This window comes from Flavobacteriales bacterium (assembly GCA_020635795.1).
Taxonomy (GTDB): Bacteria; Bacteroidota; Bacteroidia; order Flavobacteriales_E; family Vicingaceae; genus Vicingus.
In genome coordinates this window covers 379,722-398,676 of record JACJZD010000001.1, presented here as the reverse complement: position 1 = coordinate 398,676, position 18,955 = coordinate 379,722, and the positions used below count along the sequence as shown (strand labels likewise).

At 32.6% G+C, this 18,955-nt stretch carries 15 protein-coding genes and 5 tRNA genes; 19 read left to right on the top strand and 1 reads right to left on the bottom strand.

Going from position 1 to position 18,955, the window contains the following annotated elements; all coding sequences use genetic code 11:
• The first annotated feature begins 28 nt into the window (after window positions 1–28).
• The 19 genes from H6589_01725 to H6589_01635 all read left to right on the top strand — a co-directional run bounded on the left by H6589_01725 (window position 29) and on the right by H6589_01635 (window position 17,656).
• The gene (locus H6589_01725) at window positions 29–220 is read left to right on the top strand and encodes a 30S ribosomal protein S21 (protein ID MCB9173303.1); all 192 of its coding nucleotides are present in this window, start codon (window positions 29–31) and stop codon (window positions 218–220) included.
• Between the two features lie 83 nt (window positions 221–303).
• Window positions 304–1,185 (top strand): tyrosine-type recombinase/integrase, encoded by an 882-nt coding sequence (locus H6589_01720; protein MCB9173302.1) that lies wholly within the window; start codon window positions 304–306, stop codon window positions 1,183–1,185.
• 13 nt (window positions 1,186–1,198) lie between these two features.
• Entirely contained in the window at window positions 1,199–1,504 is a 306-nt protein-coding gene (gene raiA / locus H6589_01715) for a ribosome-associated translation inhibitor RaiA (GenBank protein MCB9173301.1), read from the top strand.
• Between the two features lie 103 nt (window positions 1,505–1,607).
• Window positions 1,608–1,680, top strand: a tRNA-Thr gene (locus H6589_01710).
• Window positions 1,681–1,706: 26 nt separating this feature from the next.
• A tRNA-Tyr gene (locus tag H6589_01705) sits at window positions 1,707–1,788 on the top strand.
• 18 nt (window positions 1,789–1,806) lie between these two features.
• A tRNA-Gly gene (locus tag H6589_01700) sits at window positions 1,807–1,880 on the top strand.
• A 24-nt stretch (window positions 1,881–1,904) separates the two neighbouring features.
• Window positions 1,905–1,976: transfer RNA gene (locus H6589_01695), tRNA-Thr, on the top strand.
• 69 nt (window positions 1,977–2,045) lie between these two features.
• Window positions 2,046–3,233: an elongation factor Tu gene (gene tuf, locus H6589_01690; protein ID MCB9173300.1), complete on the top strand. Its 1,188-nt coding sequence runs from the start codon at window positions 2,046–2,048 to the stop codon at window positions 3,231–3,233.
• Window positions 3,234–3,298: 65 nt separating this feature from the next.
• Window positions 3,299–3,371 (top strand) — tRNA-Trp (locus H6589_01685).
• 25 nt (window positions 3,372–3,396) lie between these two features.
• On the top strand, window positions 3,397–3,588 hold the full coding sequence (secE, locus tag H6589_01680; GenBank protein MCB9173299.1) for a preprotein translocase subunit SecE: 192 nt from the start codon (window positions 3,397–3,399) through the stop codon (window positions 3,586–3,588).
• A 6-nt stretch (window positions 3,589–3,594) separates the two neighbouring features.
• A complete protein-coding gene (nusG, locus tag H6589_01675; protein MCB9173298.1) occupies window positions 3,595–4,146 on the top strand; it encodes a transcription termination/antitermination factor NusG in 552 nt (183 codons plus the stop codon).
• Between the two features lie 81 nt (window positions 4,147–4,227).
• Window positions 4,228–4,665 (top strand): 50S ribosomal protein L11, encoded by a 438-nt coding sequence (gene rplK / locus H6589_01670; GenBank protein ID MCB9173297.1) that lies wholly within the window; start codon window positions 4,228–4,230, stop codon window positions 4,663–4,665.
• 26 nt (window positions 4,666–4,691) lie between these two features.
• The gene (locus tag H6589_01665) at window positions 4,692–5,387 is read left to right on the top strand and encodes a 50S ribosomal protein L1 (protein ID MCB9173296.1); all 696 of its coding nucleotides are present in this window, start codon (window positions 4,692–4,694) and stop codon (window positions 5,385–5,387) included.
• A gap of 27 nt (window positions 5,388–5,414) precedes the next feature.
• Window positions 5,415–5,936 carry a 50S ribosomal protein L10 gene (locus H6589_01660; GenBank protein ID MCB9173295.1) on the top strand — a complete coding sequence of 174 codons (522 nt, stop codon included), beginning with the start codon at window positions 5,415–5,417 and terminating at the stop codon, window positions 5,934–5,936.
• A gap of 60 nt (window positions 5,937–5,996) precedes the next feature.
• Window positions 5,997–6,377, top strand: a complete 381-nt coding sequence (gene rplL / locus H6589_01655) for a 50S ribosomal protein L7/L12 (GenBank protein MCB9173294.1) — start codon at window positions 5,997–5,999, stop codon at window positions 6,375–6,377.
• Window positions 6,378–6,584: 207 nt separating this feature from the next.
• Complete coding sequence (rpoB, locus tag H6589_01650) at window positions 6,585–10,409, top strand: DNA-directed RNA polymerase subunit beta (GenBank protein MCB9173293.1); 3,825 nt, start codon at window positions 6,585–6,587, stop codon at window positions 10,407–10,409.
• 30 nt (window positions 10,410–10,439) lie between these two features.
• Window positions 10,440–14,738, top strand: coding sequence for a DNA-directed RNA polymerase subunit beta' (rpoC, locus tag H6589_01645; protein MCB9173292.1), 4,299 nt, complete (start codon window positions 10,440–10,442; stop codon window positions 14,736–14,738).
• 105 nt (window positions 14,739–14,843) lie between these two features.
• Entirely contained in the window at window positions 14,844–15,155 is a 312-nt protein-coding gene (locus H6589_01640; protein MCB9173291.1) for a DUF3467 domain-containing protein, read from the top strand.
• A gap of 17 nt (window positions 15,156–15,172) precedes the next feature.
• Window positions 15,173–17,656 carry a T9SS type A sorting domain-containing protein gene (locus H6589_01635; protein MCB9173290.1) on the top strand — a complete coding sequence of 828 codons (2,484 nt, stop codon included), beginning with the start codon at window positions 15,173–15,175 and terminating at the stop codon, window positions 17,654–17,656.
• A gap of 89 nt (window positions 17,657–17,745) precedes the next feature.
• Here the strand turns inward: H6589_01635 and H6589_01630 are convergent, their stop codons facing one another.
• Window positions 17,746–18,867, bottom strand: a complete 1,122-nt coding sequence (locus H6589_01630) for an ATP-binding protein (protein MCB9173289.1) — start codon at window positions 18,865–18,867, stop codon at window positions 17,746–17,748.
• Between the last annotated feature and the right edge of the window lie 88 nt (window positions 18,868–18,955).

Here is an 18,955-nt window from a genome sequence, read left to right as displayed (position 1 = left end):
TTAAAAATAATATTTAAACACAAACACAATGATAATTGTTCCAATAAAAGACGGAGAAAACATCGAAAGAGCTTTAAAAAAATACAAAAAAAAGTTTGAAAAAACTGGTGTTGTTAAAGAACTTAGAAACAGAAAACAATTCGATAAGCCTTCTGTAATTAACAGAGCTGAAAAAATAAAAGCGGTTTATGTTGAGAAGCTAAGAAAAGCTGAACAATAAAATTTTGTCTACCTTCTACTTAAAAGTAGTTTACCAAATAACTTTTTAATTTAAAATACGTTATTTAGTAAACTACTTTTTTTATGGATAAAATTGAACCATTTATAAATTACCTTCAGCACCAAAAAAGGTATTCTTTAAATACAGTTACTGCCTATAAAAAAGATTTAGAACAACTTTTTGATTACTCCTCCTCTACCTACCAAATTACCGACTCAAAAGAAATTACCTCAACAATAATTCGTTCATGGCTTGTTTACTTAAAAGAAAACGAACAAACTAACAGAACAATTATTCGAAAAATTTCTAGCATTAAAACCTATTTCAAGTATTTAAAAAAAAACGGATTTGTTACAGGAAATCCTTTTGCTAAAATTATTACACCTAAAACCAACAAACCCCTACCCGTATTCTTAAAACAAGAAGAAACAGTTGAACTATTTAATCCAGATTTATTTTCCAATAATTATGTTGGAGCAAGAGATATGATAATACTAGAACTTTTTTACTCTACTGGTATGAGACTTTCAGAACTAACATCACTAGAAACAAGTTCAATAAATTTATCACTAAATCAGATTAAAGTAATTGGTAAAAGAAATAAAGAACGTATAATACCAATTACATTAAATTTCAAAAATAAACTTGTACAATATATTGAACTGAAAGACAAAGAATTCGGTAACAATGAACTATTATTCCTAACGGAAAAAGGAAAAAAAATATATCAGAAACTTGTCTACCGTATAGTAAATTCTTACCTTAGTACAATAACAAGTAAAGATAAAAAAAGCCCACATATATTACGACATACTTTTGCAACACACATGCTTAATAATGGGGCTGATTTAAACACAATAAAAGAAATACTTGGGCACAGCAATTTATCAGCAACCCAAGTTTACACACATAATACAATAGAAAAATTAAAAAACATTCACAAACAGGCACATCCAAAAGCCTAAAATAGGAGGTTATATGAAAGTAAATTTAAAAATCAGTTCTCTTCATTTTGATGCAGACAGAAAACTATTAGAATTTGTACAAGAGAAAGTTGATAAACTTGGACATTACTATGATAAGATAATTGACGGCGACGTAATTCTTAAAATCGACAACAATAGTACAGGCGAAAATAAAATTGCAGAAATTAAATTATCAGTTCCAGGCAACGATATCTTTGCAAAAAAACAATGCAAATCCTTTGAAGAAGCCACAGATAGTGCGGTAGAAGCACTGCGAAGACAGTTAAAAAAACACAAGGAAAAACTTAACAAAGTGTAATTGAAAAAAAAATCAATATTAATATTTGATTAATATAAAAACTTTAATACATTTGCAGACCTTTTTAAAAAGAGGTCTGCTTTTTTTTGCAGTAGTAAAAAAAGCCACTATAGCTCAGTTGGTAGAGCAGCTGATTTGTAATCAGCCGGTCGGAGGTTCGAGTCCCTCTAGTGGCTCAGTTCTTTAAATAAATGAAATTGTTGGGGAAATACTCAAGCGGTCAACGAGGGCAGACTGTAAATCTGCTGGCCACGCCTTCGTAGGTTCGAATCCTGCTTTCCCCACAAAAATGCGAAAAATTAGCGGGAGTAGCTCAGCTGGCTAGAGCATCAGCCTTCCAAGCTGAGGGTCGCGGGTTCGAATCCCGTTTCCCGCTCTTTTTTTTCAGTATGTCGGTAAAGCCGACGTAGCTCAGTGGTAGAGCACTTCCTTGGTAAGGAAGAGGTCACGGGTTCAAGTCCCGTCGTTGGCTCTATTACATAGATTAATTAGTAAATAAAAGTTAATATAAATAGTATAATAAATAAACAAACCGAAAATCATGGCTAAAGCAAATTATGATCGTTCCAAACCACATTTAAACATCGGAACAATTGGTCACGTTGACCACGGAAAAACTACATTAACTGCTGCTATCACTACTGTATTAGCAAAAGCAGGTTTTTGTGAATTAAGAGATTTCGCGTCTATTGACAACGCACCCGAAGAAAAAGAAAGAGGTATTACAATTAATACTTCACACGTTGAATATTCAACTGCAAACAGACATTATGCTCACGTTGACTGTCCAGGTCACGCGGATTACGTTAAAAACATGGTAACTGGTGCTGCTCAAATGGATGGTGCTATTTTAGTTGTTGCTGCGACTGATGGTCCAATGCCACAAACTAGAGAGCACATTCTTTTAGGTCGTCAAGTTGGTATTCCAAGAATCGTTGTATTCATGAATAAAGTGGATATGGTTGATGACGCTGAATTATTAGAGTTAGTTGAAATGGAAATTAGAGAACTTTTAAGCTTCTACGAATACGATGGAGATAATGCTCCAGTAATCGCTGGTTCAGCTTTAGGCGCTTTAAATGGTGAAGAAAAATGGGTTCAAACAGTACAAGATTTAATGGATGCTGTTGATACTTATATCGAAATGCCTCCAAGAGATGTTGATAAGCCTTTCTTAATGCCAGTTGAAGATGTATTCTCTATTACAGGTAGAGGTACTGTGGCAACAGGTAGAATTGAAACTGGTGTTATTAACTCTGGTGAAACAGTTGATATCTTAGGTATGGGTGCTGAAAAATTACAATCTACAGTAACTGGTGTTGAAATGTTTAGAAAAATATTAGACAGAGGTGAAGCTGGAGATAACGTAGGTCTTTTATTAAGAGGTATCGAGAAAACTGATATCAGAAGAGGTATGGTAATCGCTAAGCCAGGATCAATCACTCCTCACTCTGAATTTACTGCTGAGATTTATGTATTGAAAAAAGAAGAAGGTGGACGTCACACTCCATTTCACAACAAATACAGACCTCAATTTTATATCAGAACAACAGACGTAACAGGTGAAATTTTCTTAGCTGAAGGTAGAGAAATGGTTTTACCAGGTGATAACGTATCTATTACTGTAAAATTGATTGTACCAGTTGCAATTAACAAAGGTTTAAGATTTGCGATTAGAGAAGGTGGAAGAACTGTTGGTGCAGGTCAAGTAACTGAGATTATAAAATAGTTATATTTTAAAATTCAAGTTAAGGTGTCCTTATACGGGACACCTTTCTTGTCTTTATAAAATTTACGGGTGTAGCTCAATTGGTAGAGTAGTGGTCTCCAAAACCATTGGTTGGGAGTTCGAGTCTCTCCACCCGTGCAAGTAAAAAAGAAATTAAAATTATATGGCAAAAATAGGAACATATATTAAGGAGTCAACTGACGAATTACTAAACAAAGTATCTTGGCCAACTTGGCCAGAGCTACAAAGTAGTGCTGTTATAGTATTAGTTGCTTCAGTAATTTTTGCATTAATTATCTATCTAATGGATACTTCTTTTAGTAATTTAATGAAATTCATTTACGGGTTATTTTAAAAAATTATGGCAGAGAATAGCAAAAAGTGGTATGTAGTTAGAGCCATTAGTGGAAAGGAAAATAAAATAAAAAAATACATCGAAGATGAGATTGTAAGAAATAAATTATCTGATTATGTATCTCAAATTTTAATTCCTACAGAAAAAGTATACCAAATTAGAAATGGTAAAAAAATAAACAAAGAGAGAAGTTTTTTTCCTGGATATATTTTAATTGAAGCAGATTTAATTGGTGAAGTTCCTCACGTAATTAGAAATGTAAATGGAGTGATTGGATTTTTAGGTGCTGAAAAGAAAGGAGATCCACTTCCATTAAGACTATCTGAAGTAAACAGAATCTTAGGAAAAGTAGATGAATTAGCCGAAAGTACAGAAGAAATGACTATTCCTTTTGTTATTGGTGAAAATGTTAAAGTGGTTGATGGTCCATTTAATGGATTCTCAGGAACAATTGAAAAACTGAATGAAGAGAAACGTAAGTTAGAAGTAATGGTTAAGATCTTTGGTAGAAAACAACCATTAGAATTAAGTTTCTTACAAGTAGAGAAAGAAAGTTAAAAATGCGTAATTAATCGTACAAATCTCATCACATATATAATGCTTCCAAGTGAGACGAGTACAAACTAAATAGTAAATACAATGGCTAAAGAAATAAGTGGATTAATTAAATTACAAATTAAAGGAGGAGCTGCCAATCCATCTCCACCAGTAGGACCTGCATTAGGTTCTAAAGGTGTGAACATTATGGAATTTTGCAAGCAATTTAATGGTAGAACACAAGATAAAGCAGGTAAAATTTTACCAGTTGCAATTACAGTGTATGCCGATAAATCATTTGATTTTGTAATCAAAACTCCTCCAGCTGCAATTCAACTAATGGAAGCTGCAAAAATCAAAAAAGGTTCATCAGAGCCTAATAGACAAAAAGTAGCATCTGTAACGTGGGATCAAGTTAAAGCAATTGCTGAAGACAAAATGTCGGATTTAAATTGTTTTAAAATTGATTCAGCTATGAGAATGGTAGCAGGAACAGCAAGAAGTATGGGAATTACCGTAAAAGGTACTTTTCCAGCTTAATTAAGTAAATTAATTGTTATAAAGCAATGGCAAGATTAACAAAAAATATGAAACAAGCTTTATCAAAATTTGATACTTCAAAAGAGTACAGTTTAGATGAAGCTGCAAAAATTGTTAAGGACGTTACTTATACAAAATTCGACTCTTCTGTTGATATCGCTGTAAAACTTGGTGTTGATCCAAGAAAAGCAAATCAAATGGTAAGAGGAACTGTTGCCCTTCCTAACGGAGTTGGTAAAGATGTTCGTGTATTAGTATTATGTACTCCTGACAAAGAAGCTGAAGCTAAAGAAGCTGGTGCAGATCATGTTGGTTTAGACGAATTTATTGAAAAAATAAAAGGCGGTTGGACTGATATCGATGTGATTATTACAATGCCGAGTGTAATGGGTAAAGTTGGTGCTCTAGGAAAGGTTTTAGGACCAAGAGGATTAATGCCTAACCCAAAATCTGGTACTGTAACCATGGAAATTGGCAAAGCTGTTACAGAAGTAAAAGCAGGTAAAATTGATTTTAAAGTTGATAAGTACGGTATAGTACACACAACAGTAGGTAGAGCTTCTTTCGAAGCTGACAAACTTGTTGAAAATGCTCAAGAACTTATTCAAACAATTATGAAGCTTAAACCTTCTGCAGCAAAAGGAACCTATGTAAAAAGCGTTACGCTTTCAACTACAATGAGTCCTGGAGTTAAAGTTGAACCTAAATCATTAACGGTTTAATAAGTTTATAACTTATAAATAAGAACTATGACTAAAGAAGAAAAAAATCAGTTTGTTGAAGGTTTAACTGCGAAGTTAAACAACGCTAATATTTTTTATTTAGCTGACATTGCTGGTTTAGATGCAGAAAACTCTTCAAGGTTAAGAAGAACTTGCTTTAGTAATAATATACAAATGGAAGTTGTGAAAAACTCTCTTCTTAAAAAAGCTCTAGAAAGAGCTGAGGGAAATTACGACGAATTGTATGTTTCACTTAAAGGAAATACTTCAATTATGTTTGCTGAAACTGGAAACGGACCAGCGAAAATGATTAAAGAATTTCGTAAGAAAAGCGAGAAACCTGTCCTTAAAGGAGCATTTATAGATCAATCTATATTTATTGGTGATGCTAATTTAGATGCACTTGTTGCACTTAAATCTAAAGAAGAATTAATCGGTGATATTATTGGTTTATTACAATCGCCTGCTAAAAATGTTGTATCAGCACTTAAATCAAGTGGTGGCAAAATTGCAGGAATTGTTAAAACACTTTCAGAAAGACCTGAATAAAAAAAGTACGCACACAATAATCAAATAAATTAATTTTAAAAATTTTAAATCAAAAATAAAATGGCAAATTTAAAAGAACTTGCAGATCAGTTAGTAAACTTAACAGTTAAAGACGTTAACGAATTAGCTGCAATCCTTAAAGACGAATATGGTATCGAACCTGCAGCTGCTGCTGTAGCTGTAGCTGGTCCAGCTGCTGGTGGTGGTGACACTGCTGGTGGTGATGAAAAAACTTCATTCGATGTAATCCTTAAAAATGGTGGTCAAGCTAAATTAGGCGTTGTTAAATTAGTTAAAGAATTAACTGGTTTAGGCTTAAAAGAAGCTAAAGAATTAGTTGATGCTGCGCCAAAACCATTAAAAGAAGGTGTAACTAAAGATGAGGCTGACGCTTTAAAATCTCAATTAGAGGAAGCTGGAGCTGAAGTTGAAATTAAATAATTTCAACTAACCAAAACATAGGTTTAGATCTTATCCGTCAACTGACGGATTTGGTCTAAACCATTTTGTGCTTATATACTCCTCGTGAATGGAAAACTGAGGCACTCACTAAGTGAGTCGCTGATTTACAAAGAGTTATAGTAAAATTGATGCCTAAATTATGTTCAGGCATAAAGTATTAATAGTAACTAAACTCATTCGAACCTAATGAATAAAACGTTAGTTAAAAACCAAAAGGCTGAAAGAATAAATTTTGGTTCTACAAAAAATCGGTTATCATACCCAGATTTTTTAGATATTCAACTTAAATCTTTTCAAAGTTATTTTCAATTAGACACTACTCCTGAAAACAGAGAACAAGAAGGACTTTTTAGAGTGTTTAGTGAGAATTTTCCTATTACTGATGCTAGAAATCAATTCGTATTAGAATTTCTAGACTATTTTGTTGACCCACCAAGATATTCTATAGAAGAATGTATTGAAAGAGGATTAACTTATAGTGTTCCATTAAAAGCAAAATTGAAATTATATTGTACTGATCCTGAACACGAGGATTTTGAAACAATTGTTCAAGATGTGTATTTAGGAACCATTCCTTACATGACTCCAAAAGGAACATTTGTGATTAACGGTGCTGAGAGAGTTATTGTTTCTCAATTACACAGATCACCAGGTGTATTCTTTGGTCAAAGTCGCCACGCTAACGGAACAAAATTATATTCTGCAAGAGTAATTCCTTTTAGAGGTTCTTGGATAGAATTTGCTACCGATATCAACAACGTAATGTATGCGTATATCGATAGAAAGAAAAAATTACCTGTTACTACTCTATTTAGAGCTATTGGTTTCGAAACCGATAAAGAAATTTTAGAGTTGTTCGACTTAGCTGATGAAGTTAAAGTTAGCAAAGCAGGATTGAAAAAAATTATTGGTAGAAAATTAGCTGCACGTGTATTAAAAACATGGATTGAAGATTTCGTGGATGAAGATACTGGTGAGGTTGTTTCTATCGAAAGAAATGAGGTTATTATTGACCGTGAAACAATTATCGATAAAGATCATATTGATGAAATCGTTGATTCAGGTTCAAAAACCATTATTTTACATAAAGAAGACGTTAACTCGGCAGATTTTGCCATTATATATAACACTTTACAAAAAGACCCTTCTAACTCTGAGAAAGAAGCGGTTGAACACATTTATCGTCAATTGAGAAATGCAGAACCACCAGATGTTGAGACTGCAAGAGGTGTAATTGACAAATTGTTCTTCTCTGAAACTAGATATGATTTAGGTGAAGTTGGTCGTTTCAGAATCAATAAAAAATTAGGTTTAAATATTGATGAGAACGTAAGAACACTTTCTAGAGAAGATATTATTTCTATCATTAAATATTTAATTGAGTTAATTAACTCTAAAACAATAGTTGATGATATTGACCACTTAAGTAATAGAAGAGTAAGAACGGTTGGTGAGCAATTACACAACCAATTTGGTGTTGGTCTTTCTAGAATGGCTAGAACCATTAGAGAAAGAATGAACGTTAGAGATAATGAGGTATTTACTCCTTCTGACTTAATTAATGCTAAAACACTTTCTTCTGTAATTAATTCATTCTTCGGAACGAATCAATTATCTCAATTTATGGATCAAACCAATCCATTATCAGAGATTACTCACAAAAGAAGATTATCTGCATTAGGACCAGGTGGTTTATCAAGAGAGAGAGCTGGTTTTGAGGTACGTGACGTTCACTACACTCACTACGGTAGACTTTGTCCAATTGAAACTCCTGAGGGACCAAACATTGGTTTGATTTCTTCACTTTGTGTTTATGCAAAAGTGAACAAATTAGGATTTATTGAAACTCCTTATCGTAAAGTAGTTGACAGTAAAGTTGCATTAAATGATGATGTGATTTACTTAAGTGCTGAAGAAGAAGAGAAAAAAATTATTGCACAAGCAAATGCGGTTATTGATGACAAAGGAGTTTTCCAAGCTGATAGAGTTAAATCTAGATTAGAAGGTGATTTCCCTGTTACAGAGCCAGAAAACATCCATTTAATGGACGTTGCTCCTAACCAAATTGCTTCTATTGCAGCATCGTTAATTCCTTTCTTAGAAAATGATGATGCTAACCGTGCCTTGATGGGATCGAACATGATGCGTCAAGCAGTACCATTGATGAGAGCTGAAGCTCCTATTGTTGGAACAGGCTTGGAAGGACGTGTTGCTGAAGATTCAAGAGTATTAGTTAATGCAGAAGCTGACGGTGTTGTTGAATACGTTGATGCTGATACCATTTCTATTCGTTACGATAAAACGGAAGAAGAAAAATTAGTTAGCTTTGATGGTGATGTTAAATCATATCAATTAGCAACATTCAAAAAAACCAATCAAAATACTTGTATCAACTTAACTCCTATTGTTAAAAAAGGACAACGAGTTAAGAAAGGTGAAGTACTTTGTGAAGGTTATGCTACACAAGACGGTGAGTTAGCTTTAGGTAGAAACTTAAAAGTTGCATTCATGCCTTGGAAAGGTTATAACTTTGAGGATGCTATCGTAATCTCTGAAAAAGTAGTAAAAGATGATATCTTTACTTCAATTCATATCGAAGAATTTTCATTAGAAGTTAGAGACACTAAACGTGGTTTAGAGGAATTAACAGCTGACATACCAAACGTAAGTGAAGAAGCTACTAAAGATTTAGATGAAAACGGTATCATTAGAATTGGTGCTGAAGTAAAAGAAGGCGATATTATAATTGGTAAAATCACTCCAAAAGGTGAAACCGACCCAACACCTGAAGAAAAATTGTTGAGAGCAATCTTTGGTGATAAAGCAGGTGATGTTAAAGATGCTTCGTTAAAAATCAGACCTTCGGTTAAAGGTGTTGTTATCGAGAAAAAACTTTTCGAAAAAGCAATTAAAGACAGAAAGACCAGAGCTGATGAGAAAAATATTATTTCTCAAATTGATGATGAGTTTAACAAAGAAATGTCAGACCTTAAAAAGGAATTAATTGACAAACTTTATACTATCGTTAACGGTAAAACTTCTCAAGGTGTAGTAAACTACTATAGCGAAGAAATTGTACCAAAAGGAACAAAATTCACTATCAAAATTTTAGAAAAAATAAACGATTATAGTTTTATCGATTCTAAAAACTGGACAACAAGCGACGAAATTAACGACCTTGTAAAAGCGTTGTTAAACAACTACAACATTAGAGCAAACGAAATTCTTGGTGTTAATAAAAGAAAAAAATATGCTTTATCAGTTGGAGATGAATTACCAGCAGGTATTATCAAATTAGCAAAAGTATACTTGGCTAAAAAGAGAAAACTAAAAGTTGGTGATAAAATGGCTGGTCGTCACGGTAACAAAGGTATTGTTGCTAACATTGTTAGAGAAGAAGACATGCCTTACTTAGAAGATGGAACTCCAGTAGATATCGTTTTAAATCCACTTGGTGTACCTTCTAGGATGAACTTAGGTCAGGTTTACGAAACTGTATTAGGATGGGCTGGTCAAAAACTAGGTCAAAAATTTGCAACACCAATTTTTGATGGTGCATCAGTTGAAGAAATCAATGAATATTGTATCAAAGCAGGTATCCCACAATATGGTAAAACATACTTATATGATGGAGGTACTGGTGAAAGATTTGACCAAACAGCTACTGTTGGTGTAATTTATATGTTAAAACTTGGTCACTTAATTGATGATAAGATGCACGCACGTTCTATCGGACCATACTCGTTAATTACACAACAACCACTTGGTGGTAAGGCACAGTTTGGTGGTCAAAGATTTGGAGAGATGGAGGTTTGGGCTCTTGAAGCATTTGGAGCTGCTAACATCCTACAAGAAATCTTAACTATTAAATCTGATGATGTAAAAGGAAGAGCAAAAGCTTACGAAGCAATTGTTAAAGGAGATCCAATGCCTACTCCAGGTATTCCGGAATCGTTTAACGTATTGTTACACGAGTTAAGAGGTTTATCTCTAAACATAGCTTTTGATTAATTAATAATAACACTCTAATACCTTAATAATATGGCTTTTAAGCACGATAATAATACCGACAGTAATTTCTCAAGAATTACCATCAGTTTATCTTCTCCAGAACTAATCTTAGAAAGATCAAGTGGAGAAGTATTAAAACCTGAAACCATTAACTATAGAACTTATAAACCAGAAAGAGATGGTTTATTTTGCGAAAGAATTTTTGGACCTGTAAAAGACTGGGAATGTCACTGCGGTAAATACAAAAGAATCAGATATAAAGGAATTATATGTGATAGATGTGGTGTTGAAGTAACTGAGAAAAAAGTACGTAGAGAAAGAATGGGACACATTAATTTGGTTGTTCCTGTTGCTCACATCTGGTATTTTAAATCATTACCAAACAAAATTGGATACCTTTTAGGTTTACCTACTAAGAAACTTGATACCATCATTTATTATGAAAGATATGTTGTAATTAACGCTGCTTCAGCCATTAATGCTGAAGGAGACCCAGTACAATATCTTGACTTTTTATCTGAAGAAGAATACTTAGATATATTAGATACTCTTCCAAAAGAAAACCAATACCTTGATGATAACGACCCAAATAAGTTTATAGCTAAAATGGGTGCTGAAGCATTATATGAATTACTAAAACGTTTAGATTTAGATAGTTTATCTTATGACTTAAGACATCAAGCAAATACAGAAACATCTCAACAAAGAAAAAATGAAGCTTTAAAAAGACTTCAAGTTGTTGAAGCATTTAGATCTGCTAACGAAAATATCGAAAACAGACCTGAATGGATGATTGTTCGAGTTGTTCCTGTTATTCCACCAGAATTAAGACCATTAGTACCTTTAGATGGTGGTAGATTTGCAACATCTGATTTAAATGACCTTTACAGAAGAGTTATTATTAGAAATAACCGTTTAAAAAGATTAATTGAAATTAAAGCTCCAGATGTAATTTTACGTAATGAGAAACGTATGTTGCAAGAATCTGTTGATGCATTGTTTGACAACTCTAGAAAATCTAGTGCAGTTAAAACTGATGCAAACAGAGCTTTAAAATCACTTTCTGATAGTTTAAAAGGTAAATCTGGACGTTTCCGTCAAAACTTATTGGGTAAGCGTGTTGATTATTCTGCACGTTCGGTAATTGTTGTTGGACCAGATTTGAAATTACACGAATGTGGTATTCCAAAAGATATGGCCGCTGAGCTTTACAAACCATTCATTATTAGAAAATTAATTGAAAGAGGTGTTGTAAAAACAGTAAAATCTGCAAAGAAAATTGTAGACAAAAAAGAGCCTGTAGTTTGGGATATTTTAGAAAATGTATTGAAAGGACACCCAGTATTACTTAACCGTGCTCCTACTCTACACCGTTTAGGTATTCAAGCTTTCCAACCAAAATTAATTGAAGGAAAAGCTATTCGTTTACACCCATTAGTGTGTACCGCTTTTAACGCGGATTTTGATGGTGACCAAATGGCTGTTCACTTACCATTAGGTAACGCAGCAATTTTAGAAGCTCAATTATTAATGTTGGCTTCACACAACATCTTAAATCCAGCTAACGGTACTCCGGTTACACTTCCATCTCAGGATATGGTTTTAGGACTATATTACATTTCGAAAGAAAGAAGAACAACTAAGGATGAAGTAGTAAGAGGTGAAGGCAAAACATTCTATTCTCCGGAAGAAGTAATTATTGCTAACAACGAAGGAAAAGCAGATTTACATGCTTGTATCAAAGTAAGAACTAAAGATATTGAAAACGGTAAATTGGTTGACAAAATTATTGACACTACTGTAGGTAGAGTTATTTTCAATCAAATGGTTCCACAAGAAGTAGGTTATATCAACGAACTTTTAACAAAAAAATCGTTAAGAGATATCATTGGTAAAATCTTAAAAATTAGTGGTACTTCAAGAACTGTTCAATTCTTAGATGATATTAAAACGTTGGGTTACAACATGGCATTTAAAGGTGGTTTATCATTTAACTTAGATGATATTATCATTCCAGCAGAGAAAGAAACCATGATTGCCGATGCTAATGCTCAAGTTGAAGAGGTAATGAACAACTATAACATGGGTTTCATTACTAACAATGAGCGTTACAATCAAATTATTGATATCTGGACACACACCAATACAAGATTAACAAACACATTAATGACTAGATTAAAAACCGACAATCAAGGTTTTAACTCTATCTACATGATGTTTGACTCTGGTGCAAGGGGTTCGAAAGAGCAAATTCGTCAGTTATCTGGTATGAGAGGTTTGATGGCTAAACCACAAAAATCTGGTTCTACAGGTCAAGAAATTATCGAAAATCCAATTCTTGCAAACTTTAAAGAAGGTTTATCGGTATTGGAGTACTTTATTTCTACTCACGGTGCTCGTAAAGGTTTAGCGGATACAGCTCTTAAAACTGCTGATGCTGGTTACTTAACTAGAAGATTGGTTGATGTTGCTCAAGATGTGGTTATTACTGACCCAGATTGTGGTACTTTAAGAGGTTTAATGGCTTCTGCATTAATGAATAACGACGAAGTTGTAGAAACTTTATTTGATAGAATTATTGGTAGAACAAGTGTTCATGATATACAACATCCAAAAACAGATGAAGTAATTGTTGAATCTGGTGAATTAATCACTGAAGATATTGCTCAAGCTATTGTTGATGCTGATATTGATGAAGTAGAAATTCGTTCAGTATTAACTTGTGAATTAAAAAGAGGTGTTTGTGCTAAATGTTACGGACGTAACTTAGCTACTGGTAGAATGGTTCAAAAAGGTGAAGCTGTTGGTGTAATTGCTGCTCAATCAATTGGTGAGCCAGGTACACAGTTAACACTTAGAACTTTCCACATTGGTGGTACCGCTTCGAAAATTACAGGAGAAAACAATATTGTTGCAAAATACGATGGTAAAGTTGAAATTGAAGAACTAAGAACTATCGACAAAAAATCAAAATCAGGTTCAGAAACTTATGTAATAGGTCGTTCTGCTGAGATGAAAATTGTTGATAGCAAAACAGGAGTAGTGTTAACTACAAACAACATTCCTTACGGTTCTCAAATATTTGTTGCTGATGGCGACAAAATTACCAAAGGAACCAAAATTTGTGAATGGGATCCGTATAATGCCGTTATCTTAACAGAGGTTGATGGTATTGTTGCTTTCGAAAACTTTGAATTAGGTGTTACTTATAAAGAAGAATCGGATGAGCAAACTGGATTTACTGAAAAAGTAATTTCAGAAATTAAAGACAAAAAGAAAATTCCTGTACTTACTGTTGTTAACAGCAAGAAAGAAGTTTTAAGAACTTACAACTTACCAGTAGGCTCTCACATCGTTGTAAACGAAGGTGATAAAGTTAATGGTGGTGATATCTTAGTAAAAATCCCTAGAGTTTCTGGTTCTACATCAGATATTACAGGTGGTTTACCAAGAGTAACCGAGTTATTTGAAGCGAGAAATCCTTCAAACCCTGCAGTTGTTACTGAAATTGATGGTATTGTATCGTTCGGTAAAATAAAAAGAGGTAACCGAGAAATTATTATTGAATCGAAAAGCGGACAAGTTGCTAAGTATTTAGTTAACTTATCTAAACACATTTTGGTTCAAGAAAATGATTTCGTAAAAGCTGGTTCTCCATTATCTGAGGGCTCAATTACTCCATCTGATATTCTTGCAATTAAAGGACCTACTGCAGTTCAAGAATACATTGTAAATGAGGTACAAGAAGTTTACCGTTTACAAGGTGTAAAAATTAACGACAAACATTTTGAGGTTATCGTTAGACAGATGATGAGAAAAGTATTGATTGTTGATCAAGGTGATACTTCATTCTTAGAAAACTCTATCGTTAACAAGTTAGATTTTATGACTGAAAACGATTGGATTTATGATAAAATGATTGTTACTGATAAAGGCGATTCTGAAGTATTAAAACAAGGACAAATTTTATCAATGCGTCAGTTAAGAGACGAAAACTCTAAATTGAAACGTATGGATAAACAAGTGGTTGTTGCAAGACAAGCTGTTCCTGCTACTTCAAGCGCTATTATTCAAGGTATTACTAGAGCATCGTTACAAACTGATAGCTTTATCTCAGCTGCATCGTTCCAAGAAACTACTAAAGTTTTAAATGAAGCTGCAGTAAGAGGAAAAGTTGACGACTTGTTAGGATTAAAAGAAAATGTAATTGTAGGTAAATTAATACCTGCTGGTACTGGACTACGTGAATTTAAAGACATCGTAGTTGGTAACAAAGAAGATTACAACCAACTTTTAGCTGCTAAAAAAGAAGTAATCATTGAAGATTAAATAAAAGCTGGAAGTCGGAAGACCAAAGACCGAAGTCCGAAGGCGAGAGATTAGAGTTACTTCTGACTTCTGTCTTCGGACTTCTAACTTTATAAACTATAAAACATGAACGAAAACCAAAACGAAAATCAGTTAAACATAGAACTAACTGAAGAGATAGCAGAAGGAACGTATTCTAACCTTGCTATAATAAGCCATTCCAATTCTGAATTTGTAATTGACTTTATAAGAGTTATGCCAGGTGTACCTAAAGCAAAAGTAAAATCGAGAATTTTAATGACTCCAGAGCATGCAAAACGTTTGTTAAATGCTTTACAAGACAACATACAAAAATTTGAAAGCAAACACGGTAAAGTTAAAGACATTGAAGCTGGTGGTATTCCACTAAACTTTGGAGGACCAACAGCTGAGGCTTAGAAAATTTTCTTCATTAAATGAGCAGATACTTATTCTATTTTCTTTTATTTTTTCTATTTGAAAATAATCTATATTCACAAAATATAGAACTATGGGGTATAACTGAACTAGGAGGAGAATATAATTCAGGAACCATATTTAAGACAGACAATGATGGCTCAAATCATACTGTAATTAAGTCTTTCCATAAGTATGAAGGAGCTGGTTCTTTATACACTAAATTTTGTGAAACACCTTCAGGGAATTTTTATAATTTGTTAAGTAGTGGTGGACTATATAACAAAGGGGTATTAATTCAATATAATCCTTCAACTAATGATTATACCAAAAAATTTGAATTTGACAGTTTAAGTGGTGATTCACCACATGGGAACCTTCTTTATGCTTCTGATGGTAATCTTTATGGAATGACCTATAAAGGAGGAACGAATAATCTAGGCATAATTTTTAAATACAATCCAACAACGGAAACATTTTTGAAACTTTTTGATTTTGATGGAGTAAACGGCCAAAATCCTGAAAATGGGTTATTCCAAGCTGCAAATGGTAAATTATATGGTGTTACTAGTGGTGGAGGATTAAATTCTTATGGAGTAATTTTTGAACTTGATATTACAACTAATTCCTTTCAGAAGAAATATGATTTTACAAATTTAAATGAGGGTGCAATTCCTTTTGGAAATTATATTGAAGTAAATAATGGATTAATATATGGAATCACTTTATATGGTGGTCTTAATTTATTTGGAGTAATTTATCAATATGATTATATAAATAATACATACACTAAAAAAATAGATTTTAATTCAACTATTAGTAATTATAATAATATAGGTAGCTTAACTCTATTAAGAAATGGAAAGATTTTAGGAATTAATTCATCTGGAGGAAATAATAATTTAGGAGTGTTATATGATTATGACTATGTGACAAATAATATTACAAAAAAATTAGATTTTAATGGCGTCTCCAATGGTAGTAATCCTTGTGGCACAATATTAGAAACAACTAATGGTAGTTTTTTTGGAATGACCACTGAAGGTGGTGTAAATAATACTGGGATTTTGTATGAATTTGATACAATAACAAATTCTTTAACTAAAATAATAGATTTTCAAGACAGCATTGGCACCAACCCTTTTGGCAGTTTGCATCAATCGGCTAATGGTAAAATATACGGTATAACTCAAGGTGGCGGCATTGTTAATGGTGTAGTTTTCGAATTTGACACTATTTCACAGATTCCAGTAAAGAAAATTAATTTAAATTGGGCAGAAGATGGAAGTATCCCTCAACAACATTTGTTAAAAGCAAATGATGGAAATATGTATGGAGTTACTGCGTCTGGAGGAACTTATAATTTAGGCACCTTATTCAGAATCAACCTTACAAATGGAGTTTATACTAAACTACATGACTTTGGAGATATATCTCAAGAACGTACTCCTTTATCTGGTCTTATACAAGCAACAAATGGAAAAATTTATGGTACTACATCATATGGAGGTATAACTGAAGGTGGGGTGATTTTTGAATATGACATAATACAAAATTCATATATTAAAAAGGTTGAGATAGATAGAAATAACCATGGAAATTTTTCACAAAGCACATTATTAGAAGCGTCTGATGGGAATATTTATGGTTGTGCATCTGCTGGGGGAATTTATAATGCTGGAACTTTATTTCAATATAACCCCTTCACAAATACTCTAACAAAAAAAGTTGACTTTAAATCAGATAGTATTGGGGATTATCCGTTCGGATGTTTGATAGAACTTAATAACAAATTATTTGGAATTACCAATTCTGGAGGTATTAATACAGATGGAGTTTTATTTGAATATGATATAAATGCTGAAATATTAACGAAAAAGGGTGATTTTAACTGGCTAACAACTGGCACTCCATCTGGGGCATTAGTTAAAGCTGTTAATGGAAAGTTGTATGGAATAGCTTCATCTGGAGGGTTAAATGGTTATGGAACCATTTACGAATTCGATACATTGACAAATAATATTTCCATTAAATTTGATTTTGATGATATTAATAGCGGAAAATATCCCATTGGAAGTTTAATTCTATCTGGTAATAAACTATATGGAATGACTACAAAAGGCGGTTTGTATGGATTTGGAGTTATATTTGAGTTTGACCCAACAAACTCTAACTTTATAAATAAACATAATTTTAATGCTTATAATGGAAATAGACCAATAGGTAAATTAATAGAAATTCAAACTGTAGGAATTGAGGATTTTGAACTTTTCAATGAGTCAATCTATCCAAACCCAGTATCTACTCATCTAAATATTACTAATTTAAGTACACTTGAAGAAATCGAATTAAATATTATTGATAATCTTGGTAGATTAATTGACTCTTTTAAGTCGAGAGAGAATAACATAATAATAAACGTGGCTTCATATAATCCAGGTTTATACTTTATCTCAATAAAAAAGAAAAACTATTTGAAAACAATAAAAATCATAAAAAACTAAATAATAAGAAAGGGATTCAATTTGAATCCCTTTCTTATTATTTAGTTATAGTTTCAACTTATTTACGAGCATTTACAAACGCCTTGAAATTAATTTTTCAGTACAAACTCACGAAAATTATCTTTGTTAATTACGGTAAAAGAAGCATCATAAGCTGTAATAAAGTTTTGAGGTACTTTTACTTTCGCTTTTGGATTCCATTTAAATTCAAAGCCATATATTTTACCTCCATGCTCTTCAACATAATCAACTTCTTGTTGTTGCACTGTTCTCCAAAAAAAACTATTTGTATAATTTAAATGATAATGGTTTGTTTTCAATCGTTCACCTATTAAAAAATTCTCCCATAAAGCACCAATATCATTTCTGAAATCAATAGGATTGAAATTCTGAATTAGTGCGTTTCTTACTCCATTGTCATAGAAATAATATTTTTTATTGGTTTTTATCTCATTTCTCAAATTTCTACTAAACGATGGGAGTGCATAAACCACATAACCTAACTCCAATAAACGAATATAATTACTAACCGTATTTTTATCAACACCAACTAATTGTGCAATTTCATTAAAACTAACTTCATTACCAACCTGAAAAGCCAATGCTTGAAGTATTTTTTCGAGTACATCAGGTTTTTTAATGTTTGCATAAGATAGAATATCCTTATATAAATAACTCTCTGTTAGTTGATTTAGCAGTTCAACTTCACTGCCTTTATTATTAATGATGTCAGGATAAAACCCATATAGTAATCTGTTTTCCAAATCACTTTGAGCAGCAATATATCCCATTTGATTTTCGTATTCTTCATAAGAAATTGGATATAAGTTATATTCCCATTTTCTTCCTGTAAGTGGTTCGTTCATCTCATTTTTTAATTCAAAAGCCGATGACCCACTAACTAATAATTGTACATCTTTAAATTGGTCGTGAATAATTTTTAATGTAATACCAATATTCTCTATCCGCTGAGCTTCATCAATAAACACTATCTTAAAGTTACCAAGTATAGTTTTAAGCTCTTCACTTGATGGATTTGTTAACTTACTTCTTACTATTGGATCATCTCCATTCAGAAAAAGATAAGGATTAGACCTCAACAATTCTTTAATTAAGGTTGTTTTTCCTACTTGTCTTGGACCAATCAAGACTATTGCTTTTCCTTTAAAAAGCTTACTACTAACAATTTTTGTTAAAGTTCTTGCTATCATCCTCTAGTATATTTTATACAAAAATAGTAATATTTGGTGAATACATTCACCAAATATTACTATTTTTAGTGAATACATTCACCAAAAA